Annotated in this window: 14 protein-coding genes; 6 read left to right on the forward strand and 8 right to left on the reverse strand. The window is 32.4% G+C overall.

Going from position 1 to position 15,917, the window contains the following annotated elements; all coding sequences use genetic code 11:
* Nucleotides 1–152: 152 nt before the first annotated feature.
* The 8 genes from DG435_RS13290 to DG435_RS13320 all read right to left on the reverse strand — a co-directional run bounded on the left by DG435_RS13290 (nucleotide 153) and on the right by DG435_RS13320 (nucleotide 9,009).
* A complete protein-coding gene (locus DG435_RS13290; protein WP_159025485.1) occupies nucleotides 153–1,748 on the reverse strand; it encodes an alpha/beta hydrolase in 1,596 nt (531 codons plus the stop codon).
* Between the two features lie 91 nt (nucleotides 1,749–1,839).
* A complete protein-coding gene (locus DG435_RS25555; protein ID WP_159025484.1) occupies nucleotides 1,840–2,022 on the reverse strand; it encodes a hypothetical protein in 183 nt (60 codons plus the stop codon).
* 269 nt (nucleotides 2,023–2,291) lie between these two features.
* Nucleotides 2,292–3,041, reverse strand: a complete 750-nt coding sequence (locus DG435_RS13295; protein ID WP_106791647.1) for a LytTR family DNA-binding domain-containing protein — start codon at nucleotides 3,039–3,041, stop codon at nucleotides 2,292–2,294.
* Nucleotides 3,042–3,053: 12 nt separating this feature from the next.
* On the reverse strand, nucleotides 3,054–4,901 hold the full coding sequence (locus tag DG435_RS13300; protein WP_106791646.1) for a sensor histidine kinase: 1,848 nt from the start codon (nucleotides 4,899–4,901) through the stop codon (nucleotides 3,054–3,056).
* Nucleotides 4,902–5,289: 388 nt separating this feature from the next.
* Nucleotides 5,290–5,775 carry a hypothetical protein gene (locus tag DG435_RS13305; RefSeq protein ID WP_159025483.1) on the reverse strand — a complete coding sequence of 162 codons (486 nt, stop codon included), beginning with the start codon at nucleotides 5,773–5,775 and terminating at the stop codon, nucleotides 5,290–5,292.
* Between the two features lie 499 nt (nucleotides 5,776–6,274).
* Nucleotides 6,275–7,003: a metallophosphoesterase gene (locus DG435_RS13310; RefSeq protein ID WP_106791644.1), complete on the reverse strand. Its 729-nt coding sequence runs from the start codon at nucleotides 7,001–7,003 to the stop codon at nucleotides 6,275–6,277.
* Between the two features lie 31 nt (nucleotides 7,004–7,034).
* Complete coding sequence (locus DG435_RS13315; RefSeq protein ID WP_106791643.1) at nucleotides 7,035–8,171, reverse strand: ATP-binding protein; 1,137 nt, start codon at nucleotides 8,169–8,171, stop codon at nucleotides 7,035–7,037.
* 85 nt (nucleotides 8,172–8,256) lie between these two features.
* Entirely contained in the window at nucleotides 8,257–9,009 is a 753-nt protein-coding gene (locus tag DG435_RS13320) for an SDR family NAD(P)-dependent oxidoreductase (protein ID WP_106791642.1), read from the reverse strand.
* 256 nt (nucleotides 9,010–9,265) lie between these two features.
* On the opposite strand from DG435_RS13320, the gene DG435_RS13325 reads away from it, so the two are divergent.
* The 6 genes from DG435_RS13325 to DG435_RS13350 all read left to right on the forward strand — a co-directional run bounded on the left by DG435_RS13325 (nucleotide 9,266) and on the right by DG435_RS13350 (nucleotide 15,875).
* On the forward strand, nucleotides 9,266–10,267 hold the full coding sequence (locus tag DG435_RS13325) for a MoxR family ATPase (protein ID WP_024769727.1): 1,002 nt from the start codon (nucleotides 9,266–9,268) through the stop codon (nucleotides 10,265–10,267).
* 87 nt (nucleotides 10,268–10,354) lie between these two features.
* The gene (locus DG435_RS13330; RefSeq protein ID WP_106791641.1) at nucleotides 10,355–11,221 is read left to right on the forward strand and encodes a DUF58 domain-containing protein; all 867 of its coding nucleotides are present in this window, start codon (nucleotides 10,355–10,357) and stop codon (nucleotides 11,219–11,221) included.
* A gap of 13 nt (nucleotides 11,222–11,234) precedes the next feature.
* Nucleotides 11,235–12,887, forward strand: coding sequence for a BatD family protein (locus DG435_RS13335; RefSeq protein ID WP_108840622.1), 1,653 nt, complete (start codon nucleotides 11,235–11,237; stop codon nucleotides 12,885–12,887).
* A gap of 2 nt (nucleotides 12,888–12,889) precedes the next feature.
* Nucleotides 12,890–13,894, forward strand: a complete 1,005-nt coding sequence (locus DG435_RS13340) for a VWA domain-containing protein (protein WP_106791639.1) — start codon at nucleotides 12,890–12,892, stop codon at nucleotides 13,892–13,894.
* Nucleotides 13,895–13,952: 58 nt separating this feature from the next.
* Nucleotides 13,953–14,987 (forward strand): VWA domain-containing protein, encoded by a 1,035-nt coding sequence (locus tag DG435_RS13345; RefSeq protein ID WP_106791638.1) that lies wholly within the window; start codon nucleotides 13,953–13,955, stop codon nucleotides 14,985–14,987.
* 6 nt (nucleotides 14,988–14,993) lie between these two features.
* The gene (locus DG435_RS13350; protein ID WP_106791637.1) at nucleotides 14,994–15,875 is read left to right on the forward strand and encodes a tetratricopeptide repeat protein; all 882 of its coding nucleotides are present in this window, start codon (nucleotides 14,994–14,996) and stop codon (nucleotides 15,873–15,875) included.
* Nucleotides 15,876–15,917: the final 42 nt, after the last annotated feature.

The raw sequence follows: 15,917 nt of genomic DNA on the forward strand, positions 1-15,917 counted from the left end.
TATTTTTAGTTTAAACACTCTCTAACTCTTGATCGAATTAGAGAGTGCGGGGATATTCAGTAACCCAGACAGGGAATTAGAAGATTGGAAAACATTTAAAACGGCATAGTGATATTGAATTCAAAAAATATACTACACAAACTACTTCTGGGTTACTTATAAAATTCTAAATTATCAATCATAATAGCTCCTGTTTCATGACCCGGAACATCAAATACGAGGAATACTTCTTTTATATTTGAAAGGTTAATAATGTTACCAAATGCACTTAATGGGATTAGTGTACTGGTCATGGCACTTTTTGTAAGTTTAGAAATGGGTGTTTGTAAGGGGAGTATGGTATTACCGCTGTGTTTTATTGGATAGGGTATTATACCAAAATCACTGATCTTCACTTTTTTTGAGTATTTGCCTTGTTTATCCTTGAGTCTAATGTAGAAATCCTGCTCTTTATCTATGGTGTTATAAATGTTCTTATAAATTTGGGATGCTCTGATGCTTAGAAATGAATATGATGACAAATTACGAGATGACGGGTATTTAAATTTCACAAACGAACTTCCTACATTTCTTTTGGTCCACGTTATTCTCATTGCCTTAGTATGATGAGGTGAGTAAGAATGAAGTTTCCAACTGTTCCCTACTTTCATTGTATTAATCCCACTAGAAGATTTAACGATATCTCCTCCAGTATAATTTTTGGTAGCCGAATTGTTTTCGAAGTTGGCAAGAACACTTTTTTTGGCATCTGTATGTTGTTGATAAAACTCAGATACGTCATTTTGGGGCATATTAGAAGGCCTTCTCTGGTATTTAAAAAACTGGTTGTATTGTTGATGATTTTGAAGATATAATTTCAGATGTGCCAATATATAGGCATTGATTACTTTATTTTGATTAACACCACTGTATTGATAGTTAAATGGGGGAAGAAGTTGACTCCTATCAGTATACATAGTATGACGGCCATCTTTAAAAAAGATCATATCCTTTGCAGGAAATAAGTTGCTAAAAGTTGATCCTTCTGCAGAGCATTCATCATAAAATTTAAAACCGCTTTGCTCTCTTCCGTCAAAACTTTTTGCCCCATATCTATCCTCATCATTTCCAGAGTATATGACCAGTAGCCCTTTTATAGTATTAATTAGGTTATGTTTAACACTCATATCATGTTGAAGTGCGGGAGCAAGCGATATTACAGATTTTACATTTTTACCTGTTGTGGTTTCCAGATCATCGGCAAATCTCACTACGGCTCCACCTCCCATACTATGACCTATGAGTGCTATAGAGTTAGTCAGGTTCGGATATTTGCTATATATCCAATTGACATGGTTTGACATTTCTGTATTTACACTCATATCATGTTTACCTGAGCTCCACCGTATACTTGCGCTTGCAATACCATGTTTTGCGAGATGTCTTTGTAAAACTTCATATTCGTCATATTTATATCCATTTCCGTGCATGATTAATGCCAAAGGATAATTAGAAGACCCCCCAAGTGGGCTATAATAACTACCTCTATGCTCTTGTTGGTTCTGTATAAAGGAATATCCTATAGCTTTATAGTTATAAGGGCCATCAGATATAATAGGAGGAAGTGGAGCTTCAAAAACTAACTCTTTATTTTCGACTAAGGTTTCATTTTCTAATATCATATCCTCTTCGTAGCTACACGAATAGAATAAGAAAATAGCGAATACTACTATAGCTTTTGCTAAACTTGATTTGATTAGGTGTTTCATATTGATTTTAAGATGGATTAGTTTTTTTAACCCCTAACCATGAGTTTATGACTAGGGGTTAATTGCTTATGGGACATAAAAGACTTATTTTTTAGTGTCTATAATTAGAGCAATAACAATCTCCATTATGAAGAGCTCCTGTGTCATGTCCATTACTTCTACAGTACTGACAACACGATCCGCAATAGTTAGAAAAGACTCCTCCTGCAATTCTATTTTGCTGTTTTTTGTCAATTTTTTTGACGTTTTCTAAATTTAAAATGTTGTTTAACATGATGTGAAATATTAAGATTTTTTAAATAACGATACTGATTTATATCAAAGGTTTAGGTGTTATACTTTAATTCTGTATATCAGCGTTTTGGTAAATTTAGAGTAGTTAATTAAGAGTGGTAAGAAGCAATTGACAAGAGGTGTGTTTCAATTGATGGATGTATGTTTTCAATAGACGGGCATGCCTTTTCAATTGATAAGACAACACATTAATCGAGATATGGATTCATTTAGGATATGTAAATGACAAGAATACGGTTTGCTGTATTATTACTGCAGATGACTCATAGAAACAAGAAACTTCTCTTTTTTGTTTTTTGAGATATTTATACTATCGTTATTGTTCATTATAATATAACCTCCATCAGATTTCACAAATTTTTTTACTTCTTTTAAATTGATCAAAAAACTATTATGTATTCTCATAAATTGTTGTTCGATCAATAAGTTTTCATATTCTTTAAGATGCTTACTTACTAATAGAGATATATTATCTTTAAGAATAAATGAAGTATAGGCACCATTAGCCTTGCAGTATATGATATCCTCTACATTAATAAATTCTACACTATCTGCTGTAGAGAGGCATATTTTATTAAACTTTGGCTGTTGTAGATTATCTATTAAGGTTTCTAATTGTTTTTTATAAATCTCTTGATCTTTCTTTTTCTTTGCTTTTTCTATGGCATTTTTGAGTTCTTCAATACTTAAAGGTTTAAGTAAATAATCTAAAGATGAAAATTTTATGGCTTGTATAGCATATTGCTCATAAGCAGTGGTAAAAATCACTTCAAAATTTATAGTATCGATTTGGGTTAATATATCAAAACCTATTCCTGATTGTAGTTCGATATCCAAAAAGACAACATCAGGATTATAGTTTTTAATTTTATCGACAGCTTCTGTTACAGAATTTGCAGTAGTCAAAACAGTTGTTTCCAGGCAAAACTCTTCAAGTAATTTTGTTAAGGTTTCTCTACTGTGTTTTTCATCATCTACAATTATTGCTGTTAAGCTCATAATTAGAAAATTTTATTCTGTTTGAATTTTGATAATCACCCTTGTTCCTATAGACGTACCATGGCTATCTATTTTGTCTATAATTTCTATATTTTTTTCTTCAGATTTGTGAAATCTTTGTAATCTTTTTTCAGTTAATTCTAAACCTCTGGATTTTGTGGTTTTTTTAAGAGACGAATTTATGTTTTTAGCGGCATTTCTTCCTATACCATTATCATCTATTTTACAAATAATTTGATTTTTTTCTTTTCTGAAACAAATATTTAGTTTTTTACTACCTTCTTTTTTATTCAATAAACCGTACAGGATTGCATTTTCGACTAATGGCTGAATGATCAACATAGGTACTTCTTCGGCATCTGCGTTTAGTGTATCATCTACATGAATAATGTACTTAAAAGTGGTGTCAAAACGTAAAGCTTCTAATTCTAGATATTGCCGTAGTAAGTTGATTTCATCAGATAATACGATATTCGTTTCTATAGAGTTTTCAAGAAGGTTTCGTATTAAATGACTAAACTTAGCCAAATATTTTAAAGCAGCTTCTTTTTTTTCGAGTACAATTAGATGTTGAATTGATCCTAAAGAATTAAAAATAAAATGAGGATTTATCTGAGCTCTTAGAGCTTTACAATTGTTAATAAATGATTCTTTTTCGAAGAGGAGCTTTTCTTTATGTTCCTGATGCATTTTATATGCCAAGCCTAACGCAAAAATTATAATTTCGAGAGTAGCTCCTGCCATCATGTAAATACTTGTCTTGAAAAAAAAGAAACCTAGAGTGCCTATCATAAATAAGAATGATCCTGCAACTATAAAATAGGCTAAACTATTTTTGGCGGTTAGTAATAAATAGATCATCCCGCCAATACCAAAAAGAGTCATTATAAAACGCTGAACATTCATAATATAAATAGCTCCTTCAAAATATTTAAAATACAAAAAGAGACTATCTAAAATTATAATGATAATAAGCGAATAAATGATGTATTTTATGATACGATTAAGTGTAGGATAGTCTTTTTTTGTGGCTAGATAAAACGAAACAAAATAAACATAACATAAATTAATTAATATTTGTACAATCTGAAAAAACCAATGAGTGATAATGTTATAGTCATCAAAAATGATATTGTTTGCTATAAGTAAAGTGCCATTTAGATAGATAAATAAGCAGAAAATGTATAAAGAGTAAAATAAGAATTCAATATTTCTTGAAGTTATAAAGAAAGCAAGAGTAAGAATGAACATAACCAGACATACCCCTGAAAAAATATATTTACGTATTGGAGTTATAATGTTTTTTTGAGAGTAATAATTTTGTACAGACTGGTTTATGGTTTGTGAAGCATAATGAAATTTCCAATTAGTAACACGATCCGAAAATCTTAAACGCCTTATTTTTAAATATATAAATCTCTTTTTGATAAGAGACTTATATTTAAAAGGTATTCTAGGAATATAGGATATAGAATTAATTTTTTCTGAACCATCAAATAGACCAAATTTCTTTTCTATAAGTGTATTGTTTTCAGCATAGAATAAAGATGCATATCCATAATTACAGGATTTTAAATACCAGAGACTATCTGTTTTTAATGTTTTTAATTCTTTGTCGAGGTCGATTTTTATCCAATAAATATCTTTAGAACTAGTTTTTTTAGTAAAATATTTGGATGATCGAAAAAGGGTATTAGATTTTATGATATCGTGTATCGATATGGTATCACTGGTAGTTTTGTATACTTCAAAAGGAATTTGAGTTGTATTTCTATCTTGGTTATTTTGTGCATTGAGGCTACAATAATATACATTTGATAAAATAAGAACATAAATTACATATAGTAAACTTTTTGGCATGTGTCCTTTTGCTATTTTTCGGTGAGAATGAGTTTATAATATAACGTTTATAGAAGACAAGACCCCAGTCCTTCATATGGATCTTGTCTAAAATATTTTCCGTTTTTAGATTAGCACTTATTCTGTAATGGTAAAATAGAATGTTACGCCTATGCTGGTTTGTTATTCTTTAAGTCATACGCTGATCTGTTTTTTGATCATAGAATATGTTTTTTAAGAAAAGAAGAAATTAAAAAATAAATCAATTGATTTTGAAATACTCTAATAAAACAACCCCTACCCATGAAGAAATTGGGTAAGAGTTGTTTGTCGTTTATTGTATAGTTAAAATTTTCTTTAAATACGCATGTTTGACTACTAGATATTGAAGTTAATCTGGATATTGAAGTTAATCTGTTAGATTATAAAATGACTGTACTTCTAGATAATTCTCAAAATTAATGCCGCTGGCATCATTGCCTTCTACCAGCACAAACCGAAGTCTAAGATTGGATTGAGTAAAAGTAGCACGTAATGTGGCTTTTCCAACCTCAATCTTGTCGATCTCCAGGATGATTTGCTGGCCTAGACTAAGCGGTAAAGTTTCCCAATAGGTATTACCTGTGACGGTAACATAGGCATAAACAATACCGGTGTCAAATATTTTCTGAGTTAATTCGGGAATGTCAAAAACATTATCTCCGTTAGATATCGTTTGGTTTTCGAATAAAACAGAGACTACATTAGCGTTTCCATCTTGTCCATTTGTTCCATCAGCTCCTGCAGGCCCCTGTGGTCCTATTTGGCCATCGACCCCATCTTCTGCAGAGCAAGAGCCTAAAACTAAGATTAGTACCAAAAGACCGTACTTAAATTTTTTCATTATTGTTTCCATACTTTTCATGTTATTAATTATTAATTGTGTGAATATTCAATTGTTTATTTGCGAAGTGTTTTAATAATAGATCCCACAATTACAACTACATGCTACAAAGATGCAACGAGCTTAAAAAGCTATCAAGAGGTTAAAACCTTAATTATTATAGGGTAAAACCATATATTTATAAGGGTTATTTCCCGAATTTGTATTGCCTTAAACTTATGTTTAAAAAATACTACCAATTCTGTAGTCTATTTCATTTTGAAAAATAGAACAAAAGATGAGTTGTAATTGGATCTAATATCTATCTAGCTGGGTTCTGCTTTGAGGATTGATTTTTCTATTAGATTGATCTTTTCCTTTATAATTATAAAAATTAAAGAAAAAGCTATTAGTAAGTATGCTAAAAATTTAATTGTTGTTTTCATGATATGTGATTTTTTATCATTTACAACCTTAGATCAATAACTTTAAATTTTTGTTACCCTTGGGTAGTAATTTTTATTATGAATTTTTAGTTTCTACCATTCTCATGCGGATATAATTGGTATACGGGATCACTTTGCCAAAACTCCTTGGTATTAATATCCATTATAGTAAGTGGTCCTTTAAATGCAGCTCCTGTATCCATATTCCATACACAAATAGCCTGTGTTGGGGTGGTCTGATTGATTCGTGTAACGGGAGTATGACCAATATAAACCTCATCAAAAAGCAATAATCGTTTAGGGTATTTTAGATCTGTTTTTTTTAGATTGGGATCCGTTGCCAATGCAGTTTCCCATAAAGTCCTGTCCCAATAAAATGATTCACTAAAATATTCTCGATGAGGTCCGCGAAGATTAGTGAATCCGGCATGAAGAAACAAACGATTATGAGTATCTATGTGATAATTATTGAGAGTTTCATAAAAATGGAGATGAGTATTAATTTCTTTTGGGGATAATTTTGCATAGGAATCCATAGTCGCTTGACCACCATGTTGTATCCATTCAGAATTGTGAGTATGTTGTGTGAGCCAGGTATAACAAAGATCATCATGATTTCCTTTAATAAAAATGCATTTATGTGATGTTTTGAGGGTAATCAGGAACGAAACTAATTGGGCACTATGACTCCAGCCATCTACATAATCTCCCAAAAATATAAGAGTGTCATCTCTAGTTACTTTTGCTCTTTCAAGTATTTGCTCTAATGCAGTTAGCGCACCGTGAATATCTCCAATTACTAAAATTCTTCCCATAGTTGATTAATCGTTGATCTTTTTTGCCCCATTAACTATATCTGACTTTTCTCAAAATTCGAATGCTTTCTTTACAGAGAGAATATATAGTATCATTATAGAGTTTTAAATATGGTTTTGCTTCTTCTAATTTTTCTTTTGCTTCTCTAAGATCATTAAAATAACATATCAAATACGTAGCAGGAAGATTTATAATATCTTTTTCTTCGTTTTTTGATAAAGGAATTTTGTTTTTTAATTTCTCGATTAATGCATTGTTACTATTATATAAATGATATAATGTTTTAAGATCAAATTTTGGTGGATCAAAAAGAAGTTTACTTTCGATATCATAACTGGCATTATCCTTAAAGGTGATCACAACTTCTTCTAAAGGATAATAACTAAAAGTATCCTTTAAGCCTAACTGCACATATTCTATAATCTTAAACTGGTCATCGGTTAAGGATATACTCACTTCATCTAATTCTGAGTAAAATAGCTTTACATGCTCATTGATTAATTCAATATCTACTCGGGAGTAATATATTTCTCCATTTTGCCGTTTTTCTTTGGCTGCCCAGCAAACCACAAAATATTCTTTAAAAACCTTATATGCAGGATTGTAATCTGTTCTAGAATTCATAAAATCAAACACTCCATCCAAAGTAAGTTCAATATTATTCTGGGCATGACTCTCGATAGCGTCTACAATTTCTGAATTGACATCTTTGATTTCGATATCAAAAACTTTAGGCATACTCATGCTACCATCCCTAAAAAAGACACTACCACCATAATATTTCCAAATATTTTTACGAAGAGAACAGAGTTGTCCCCCTTGAGGTCGGATTGTTACTAAACCAACTACTTTATCCGATGATAGATGAGGAAAAGGGATATTTTCATAAGACACGATAGGAGGGTTGTCTAAATATGCATTCACCAGATTTTGGATTTTACTATCGTCAAAAAAATCAACCCCTATAATTTGATTGTCTTCATCCTCAACTCCTATTACAATATAGGAATTGTTTTTGGGGTTAGAATTGGCTAAGGCACAAATATGCTTTAAGAATTTGGCTTTTCCCTCTTTCTCTCCAATATTAAGTTTACGCTTCTTATCATAAAAACTATTTTCGTCATTATGTGCCAGTAGGTTCTTAATAAGGAGGCGTTTGTTAATCATTCCGTTTACAAATAGCAATTGAAACTTTTCCCAATATAAACTTAGCCATTTTTATTGGGTCAACAATGCGATAAGAATAAAGAAATTATAAACTTTTATTAACTATTGTACTGCCAGCTTGTGCAGTTGGGAATACAATAAGATCTGCAATATTAACGTGATATGGTCGTGTAACCACAAAAGCTATAATATCAGCAATATCTTCTGGAGTTAATGGATCAAAACCTTTATACACAGTATCTGCTTTTTGATCATTGCCTTTAAACCTAACATTGCTAAACTCGGTTTCTACTAGTCCCGGATGAATAGCACCTACTCTAATACCGTATGAGTTAAGATCCATACGCATCCCCTTATTGATTGCATCTACAGCGTGTTTGCTTGCACAATAGATGTTTCCGTTTGGATAGACTTCTTTTCCTGCAATTGAGCCAATATTGATAATATGACCAGATTGTTGTGTAATCATTTTTGGTATAATTGCCTTAGAAACATACAGTAACCCTTTAACATTAATATCTATCATAGCATCCCAATCATCAAGATTTCCGGTTTGAATAGGGTCAAGTCCATGGGCATTTCCTGCATTATTGATAAGAATATCAATTGTACTAAATCCCGAAGGAAGATTATCAATAGCAGAAAAAACCTTGTCTTTATCTCTAACATCAAAACAAAGTGTGTGTACTTGCACTTTTTTACTTAGTTCATCTTGTAGTGTATCTAATCGATCTTGCCTTCTCCCGCAAAGAATAAGGTTTATATTATGTTTTGCTAATTCTATAGCGGTAGATTTTCCTATTCCACTAGTGGCCCCTGTGATTAATGCTGTCTTCATAAGTAAGTTTAGTATTTAAAAAAATGCAACACCTTTACATCAGATCCGTCTTTTGATAAGATCATCGTAAAAACGATGAAAATCTTTATGTCCAATTTTTTGTAAAAGTGGTTTAAATATACTGTAAAATTTGTGCCTAAAACAGATTTTGCAGTGCACATTTAACCAAGAATTAACAAGAGCATGAAAATTAATTCGACAATTTGCAATGTTGGATTATGAGTGTTAAATTCACGCCTTAAAAAAAATAAAATAGATGGAAGAGAATAATGCTATTGATATTGCTTCAATCAATCAGAAAATAGAGAAAGAATCTGCATTTGTAGATTTACTAACTCTAGAAATAAACAAAGTAATTGTAGGTCAAAAACATATGGTCGAACGATTACTCATCGGGTTATTGGGTCAAGGTCATATTTTGCTGGAAGGAGTTCCCGGTTTGGCAAAAACATTAGCCATTAATACGTTGTCTAAAGCTGTTCATGGTAGTTTTAGCCGTATTCAATTTACACCAGATTTATTACCAGCCGATGTAGTGGGAACTCTTATTTTTAATATGAAAGAGAATGATTTTTCGATTAAAAAAGGACCAATTTTCGCCAATTTTGTCTTAGCAGATGAGATTAACCGTGCTCCGGCAAAAGTGCAAAGTGCTTTACTTGAAGCTATGCAGGAAAAACAGGTAACCATTGGAGATGAGACTTTTATATTGGATAAGCCATTTTTGGTAATGGCAACGCAGAACCCGGTTGAGCAAGAAGGAACATATCCTTTGCCAGAAGCTCAGGTTGACCGTTTTATGCTTAAAACAGTAATTGATTATCCAAAATTAGACGAAGAACAACTAATTGTTCGTGCAAATCTCAAAGGATCCTTTGAGCAGGTAAATCCTGTTGTTTCAGTAGAACAGATTATTAATGCTCAGAAAGCAGTTAGAGAAGTATACATGGATGAAAAAATCGAAAAGTATATCCTTGATATCATTTTTGCAACACGTTATCCAGAAAAATATGGTTTAGAAGAACTTAAACCTTTAATCAATTTTGGAGCATCACCTCGTGGAAGTATCAATTTGGCTACTGCAGCAAAATGTTATGCCTTTATTAAGCGAAGAGGATATGTGATTCCAGAAGATGTTCGAGCAGTAATTCTTGATGTACTTCGCCATCGTATAGGGATTACCTATGAGGCCGAAGCAGAGAATGTAACTTCAGAGGACATCATCAATAAGATTGTAAATGAAATTGAAGTACCATAGTAGTTTATTGTTTGAAGTTGTTTGGTTTCAAGTTTAAAACCTTGAAACCTGAAAGATTCACAAAGTGAATAAACCTGAAGCAAAATTATGGATACTAAAGAGTTACTAAAAAAAGTTCGAAAAATTGAAATCAAGACACGTCGCTTAAGCGACCACATCTTTGGAGGAGAGTATCACTCTACTTTTAAAGGACGTGGTATGACGTTTAGCGAAGTGAGACAATATCAATTTGGTGATGATGTACGTAATATAGATTGGAATGTAACAGCTCGGTATAATGAGCCTTATATAAAAGTGTTTGAAGAAGAGCGAGAACTTACTATGATGCTGATGGTAGATGTTTCGGGATCACAACTTTTTGGTACTCAAGAACAATTTAAAAAAGGGATCATTACTGAAATTGCAGCAACTTTAGCATTTTCGGCAACCCAAAATAATGACAAGATCGGATTAATTTTATTTACCGATGAAATAGAGTTATATATTCCGCCTAAAAAAGGAAGATCCCATGTGCTAAGAATTATACGAGAATTGTTAGAGTTCGAACCTAAAAGTAAGAAAACTAATATTACAGAAGCATTGAAGTTTTTATCCAATGTAATGAAAAAGAAAGCTATAGTCTTTATACTTTCTGATTTTATTGCAGATGATTATCAACATACATTAAAAATTGTAGGAGGAAAACACGATGTTACCGGGATAAGAGTTTATGATAGAAGAGAAGAAGAAATTCCTAATTTGGGAATGGTGCAAATGGAAGATGAGGAAACAGGAGAACTTTTACTGGTGAATACTGGTTCTAAAAAAACACGAACCAATTACAGTGCATATTATCATGAAAGAGTAGATTACTTTAAAGATAGTTTTACTCGAAGTGGAGCAGGCTCTTTAAGCAGTAGAATCGATGAGAGCTATGTGAAGAAATTATTAGGCTATTTTAAAAGAAGAGGATAAGGAAGATTTAAGAATGACGAATTACAAATTACGATTTGAAAAAAGAACTATACAACCAGGAGCCCTTAGGTTTTTTACCTGGATGATATTCTTTGCCTTTAGTGGATTTGGTGCTTTTGCGCAGGTTTCGGCAACAATCGACTCCACTACAATAGAAATAGGCAATGAGATTCGATATAAAATGCAAGTCGAAGCAGATTCGACCCAAATTGTTGTTTTCCCAGAAGGACAAACGTTTACTCCCTTAGAAGTAATCGAATCACAAAAAATTGATACCTCTAGAAACGGAAAACGTTTTAACCTTACCAAAGAATATGCATTAACACAGTTTGATTCTGGTCATTATACGATACCAAGACAAAAAATAATGATCGGCGACAAGGTCTTTTTTACAGATTCTCTTAAAGTTGAGGTTAGAGATATTTTGGTAGATACTACCAAACAAAAGATGTATGAGATCAAACCTCTGGTTGATGTAGATGCTAAATTTGCTTTTAACTGGAAGAAATGGTTCTTATGGATTGGTATTTCACTACTCATATTAGGGCTGATTTCTTTTTTTATATTCAGAAGAAAAAAACGGAAAGCAAATAAAGAAGATGAGCTGCCTCCTTATGAAAGAGCAATACTAGCACTTCAGAAAATTGACGAATCTCATTTATTAGAAAAAGATTCGCATAAAGAATACTATTCGCAGTTAAGTGATACCGCTCGTAAATATATCGATGAAGAAGTGTATGATCATGCTATGGAAAGTACCACCGATGAGTTAATTACACGACTTGATGAAGAGATTAGATCAGGAAATCTTAATTTGGATAAGACCACTATTGAAGAACTTAAAAATGTATTGAAAACTGCAGATATGGCCAAGTTTGCCAAATCTAAACCCGATATCATAACAGCAAAATCAGATCGTAATGTTATCGAACAGGTGATTCATAAGACAAAAAGCGCGATTCCAGAACCAACAGAAGAAGAACTGCTGGCAGATGAAGAATATAGAAAAACAGTAGCCGAGAAAAAACGCAGGAAGAAAATTATTTTAGGAAGTCTTGGAGCTGTGGCGGTAGTTGCTATTACATTACTCATTTTTATTTTTGTTAAGGGTTACGATGTTGTAAAAGACACACTACTTGGGCATCCTACAAAAGAACTCGCAGAAACCGAATGGATTACAAGCGCATATGGTTCTCCTCCTGTTACAGTTGCTACTCCCAGAGTATTGATTCGTAATGCATATCAAATGACAGAAGAACAAAAGCAAACTCTTAAAGGGAACGAAACTTTTGTATATGGAAGCCTGGCAGGAAATTTTTATGTAGTTGTAACCACAATACAATATAAACAGCCTGCCGAAATAAAGTTAAATGAAGTGGTCGAAGGTGTTGTAGGAAAATTTGAGTCTATAGGAGCAAAGAATATTTCTGTAAAAGATGAAGAATATGAGACTTTGGGCGGAGCAAAAGGAGTTAAAGTGTTTGGGGATTTAGAAATAGTGAATCCTGTAACCAAAAAGAAACAAAAAAATAGCTACCTAATGTTGAATTTTGCTGAAAATGGCGGGTTTCAACAAATCACTTTAGTATATGATATAGAAGATCGTTATGCGAAAGATGTTGCCGAGCGTATTATTAATTCTGTAGAACTTAAAAATACCAAATAACGATGTTTGAAAATTTTACATTTGAGAATCCACAGTTTTTTTGGTTGTTTTTACTACTTCCATTAGCAATAGGGTGGTATATATGGAAACGAAATAAGCAACAAGCGGCTTTAAAAATATCTAGTGTTAAAGGATTTAAAATTTCTGGAAGCTGGCTCACCAAATTAAAACCGTTGTTGTTTATCATACGTCTAATAGCATTATCTTTAATTATTACTGCATTAGCAAGACCTAGAACGGTAGATGTATCTACCAAAACTAAGACTACCAAAGGTATCGATATTGTAATGTCGATAGATGTATCTGCCAGTATGTTGGCAAAAGACCTTAGGCCTAATAGATTAGAAGCATTAAAAGAAGTAGCTGCAGAATTTATTAAAGATCGGCCCAATGATCGTATTGGTTTGGTCGTATATGCAGGAGAGAGCTTTACCAAAACTCCAATTACAAGTGATAAATCAATTGTGTTGGGTAGTTTAAAAGATGTGAAATATGATAATGTTTTAGAGAATGGTACTGCCATAGGAATGGGATTGGCAACGTCTGTAAATCGACTTAAAGACAGTAAAGCTAAGAGTAAAGTGATTATTTTACTTACAGATGGTTCTAATAATGCTGGTTTTATAGATCCTAAGATTGCTTCAGAATTAGCGGTAGAATATGGTATTAAAACCTATACAATTGGTATTGGTACAAACGGAATGGCTTTGGCTCCCGTTGCTATATTACCAAATGGATCTTTTCAATATGGTAGAGTACAGGTAGAAATCGATGAAGATTTATTAAAAGAAATTGCTAAAGTTACCGGAGGTAAATATTTTAGAGCAACAAACAATAAAAAATTACAACAGATTTATCAAGAAATTGATAAATTAGAAAGAACAGATATCGAAGAATTTAAATTCTATAATTACGAAGAAAAATTTAGATCACTAGTGCTGCTGGCAGGATTATTAATTTTTGTAGAATTTTTGTTTAGATATACAATATTTAGAAGTTTTATTTAAAAAAATAGAAATCTCGCAGGTATAGAAAACTAATGAGATGTAATGAATAAGGTAGAAAATGTACGTATTAGAAGAGAAAATATATTTCTGGTTATTATTGGGTGTTCCAGTACTAATTCTGCTGTTTTTAGGAGTATTAGTTTGGCAAAAAACGGCTCAGAAGAAGTTTGCAGATGCAGCACTTCTTAAGAAATTGAGCCCCAATCGATCTATCTTTAAATCGGTATTGAAAATCATAGTAATTAGTTTAGCTCTGGCTTGCTTGGTGATAGCTCTGGTTAACCCTAAGGTAGGTACAAAACTTGAAACTGTAAAACGAGAAGGAGTAGATGTCGTTTTTGCAATAGACGTTTCTAAAAGTATGCTAGCAGAAGATATTGCACCTAATAGATTAGAAAAGTCAAAGCAATTAGTCACCCAAATTATCAATAATCTGGCGAGTGATCGCATTGGGATCATAGCATATGCGGGTAGTGCTTTTCCTCAATTACCAATTACTACAGACTATGCTTCGGGAAAGATGTTCCTGCAATCTATGAATACAGAAATGCTATCCTCTCAAGGAACTGCAATTTATGAAGCTATAGAATTGGCAAAAACATACTATAATGATGAAGAGCAAACCAATAGAGTTTTATTTATTGTAAGTGATGGAGAAGATCATGAAGGTAATGTAAAGGCCATTGCAGAAGAAGCTGCCAAAGAAGGAATTAAGATCTTTACTATCGGTGTAGGATTAGAAAAAGGAGCACCTATACCCATAAAACGAAACGGAATTATACAAAGTTATAAGAAAAATAGTCAGGGAGGTACTGTTATTACCAAATTAAACTCGACAACTTTACAGGAAATTGCTAATCAAGCAAATGGCACATACATTGATGGTAGAAATACAAGTGAAGTTGTAGAAGAAGTAACCACGGTACTGCAAAATATGGATAAGAAAGAATTCGAAGCCAAGCAGTTTGCAGATTTTAAAGATCAGTTCCAGTGGTTTCTGTTTGCTGGATTATTATTATTATTTTTAGATATTTTCTTATTAGAAAGAAAAACATCTTGGGTAAAAAAATTAAACCTGTTTAACGAACAATAGTGAGGTATGAAAAAGATTTTATGTATTATATTATGTTTTCAGATGGGGATTATATATGCTCAGGAAGAGAATCGTGATGAAGTTATTAATGAAGCAAATCAGTTTATAGCTACAGGTAATAAGGTTCTGGTTAAAGATGGTAATTTCCCTAAAGCAGAAGGAGAATACAGAAAAGCGATTGCAAAAAATCCTGTAAACCCTACAGCAAAATATAATTTAGCTAATGCGTATTATAATTCTGAAAAATATGATGAAGCTACACATCGTTATACAGAAGCAGCTAAGATAGCTTCGGCTAAATCAGAAAAACATAAGGCATTTCATAATCAAGGGAATACCTATATGGAGCAAAAAAAATATAAAGAAGCTGTTGAAGCTTATAAAAATGCACTTAGAAATAATCCTAAAGATGATGAAACCCGTTATAATCTGGCATTAGCCAAAAAAATGCTAGAGCAACAGCAGCAGCAGAACGATCAGAATAAGGATAAAGACAAAGACAAAGATCAGAAGGAGGATAATAAGGATAAGAAAGAAGGAGACGATAAAGAAGATAAAAAGGGAGATGACGGAGATAAGGAAAAAGAAAAGGGAGAAGATCAAAAGGATAAAGAAGGAGATAAAGGAGAGGATAAAAAGGATGAAGGAGATAAAGAAAAAGATGAGAAGGGCGAGCCTAAAGATGAGAAAAAGGATAAAGGAAAAGATCAAAAAGATCAGGAAGGCGAACCTAAAGACCAGAAGCAACAGCAGGTTCAAGGTAAATTATCACCAGAACAAGTTAAAAGTTTACTCGAAGCTATGAACAATCAGGAAAAGAAAGTTCAGGATAAGATTAACGCCAAAAAAGCTCAAGGGTCAAAAGTTAAAACAGATAAAGACTGGTAATTTGATAAAAGACTTGTTAGGTTTTAAAAATCTAACGATCTA

The sequence above is a fragment of the Aquimarina sp. Aq78 genome, assembly GCF_900299525.1.
GTDB lineage: Bacteria > Bacteroidota > Bacteroidia > Flavobacteriales > Flavobacteriaceae > Aquimarina.

What these genes read in the sequence shown, in the direction of transcription:
- DG435_RS13320 (WP_106791642.1), bottom strand. Translation starts at nt 9,009, where the DNA reads ATGAAGACAGCATTAATCACAGGGGCCACTAGTGGAATAGGAAAATCT.
- DG435_RS13335 (WP_108840622.1), top strand. Translation starts at nt 11,235, where the DNA reads ATGACGAATTACAAATTACGATTTGAAAAAAGAACTATACAACCAGGA.
- DG435_RS13295 (WP_106791647.1), bottom strand. Translation starts at nt 3,041, where the DNA reads ATGAGCTTAACAGCAATAATTGTAGATGATGAAAAACACAGTAGAGAA.
- DG435_RS13315 (WP_106791643.1), bottom strand. Translation starts at nt 8,171, where the DNA reads ATGATTAACAAACGCCTCCTTATTAAGAACCTACTGGCACATAATGAC.
- DG435_RS13345 (WP_106791638.1), top strand. Translation starts at nt 13,953, where the DNA reads ATGTACGTATTAGAAGAGAAAATATATTTCTGGTTATTATTGGGTGTT.
- DG435_RS13340 (WP_106791639.1), top strand. Translation starts at nt 12,890, where the DNA reads ATGTTTGAAAATTTTACATTTGAGAATCCACAGTTTTTTTGGTTGTTT.
- DG435_RS13330 (WP_106791641.1), top strand. Translation starts at nt 10,355, where the DNA reads ATGGATACTAAAGAGTTACTAAAAAAAGTTCGAAAAATTGAAATCAAG.
- DG435_RS13310 (WP_106791644.1), bottom strand. Translation starts at nt 7,003, where the DNA reads ATGGGAAGAATTTTAGTAATTGGAGATATTCACGGTGCGCTAACTGCA.
- DG435_RS13300 (WP_106791646.1), bottom strand. Translation starts at nt 4,901, where the DNA reads ATGCCAAAAAGTTTACTATATGTAATTTATGTTCTTATTTTATCAAAT.
- DG435_RS13305 (WP_159025483.1), bottom strand. Translation starts at nt 5,775, where the DNA reads ATGGAAACAATAATGAAAAAATTTAAGTACGGTCTTTTGGTACTAATC.
- DG435_RS25555 (WP_159025484.1), bottom strand. Translation starts at nt 2,022, where the DNA reads ATGTTAAACAACATTTTAAATTTAGAAAACGTCAAAAAAATTGACAAA.
- DG435_RS13325 (WP_024769727.1), top strand. Translation starts at nt 9,266, where the DNA reads ATGGAAGAGAATAATGCTATTGATATTGCTTCAATCAATCAGAAAATA.
- DG435_RS13350 (WP_106791637.1), top strand. Translation starts at nt 14,994, where the DNA reads ATGAAAAAGATTTTATGTATTATATTATGTTTTCAGATGGGGATTATA.
- DG435_RS13290 (WP_159025485.1), bottom strand. Translation starts at nt 1,748, where the DNA reads ATGAAACACCTAATCAAATCAAGTTTAGCAAAAGCTATAGTAGTATTC.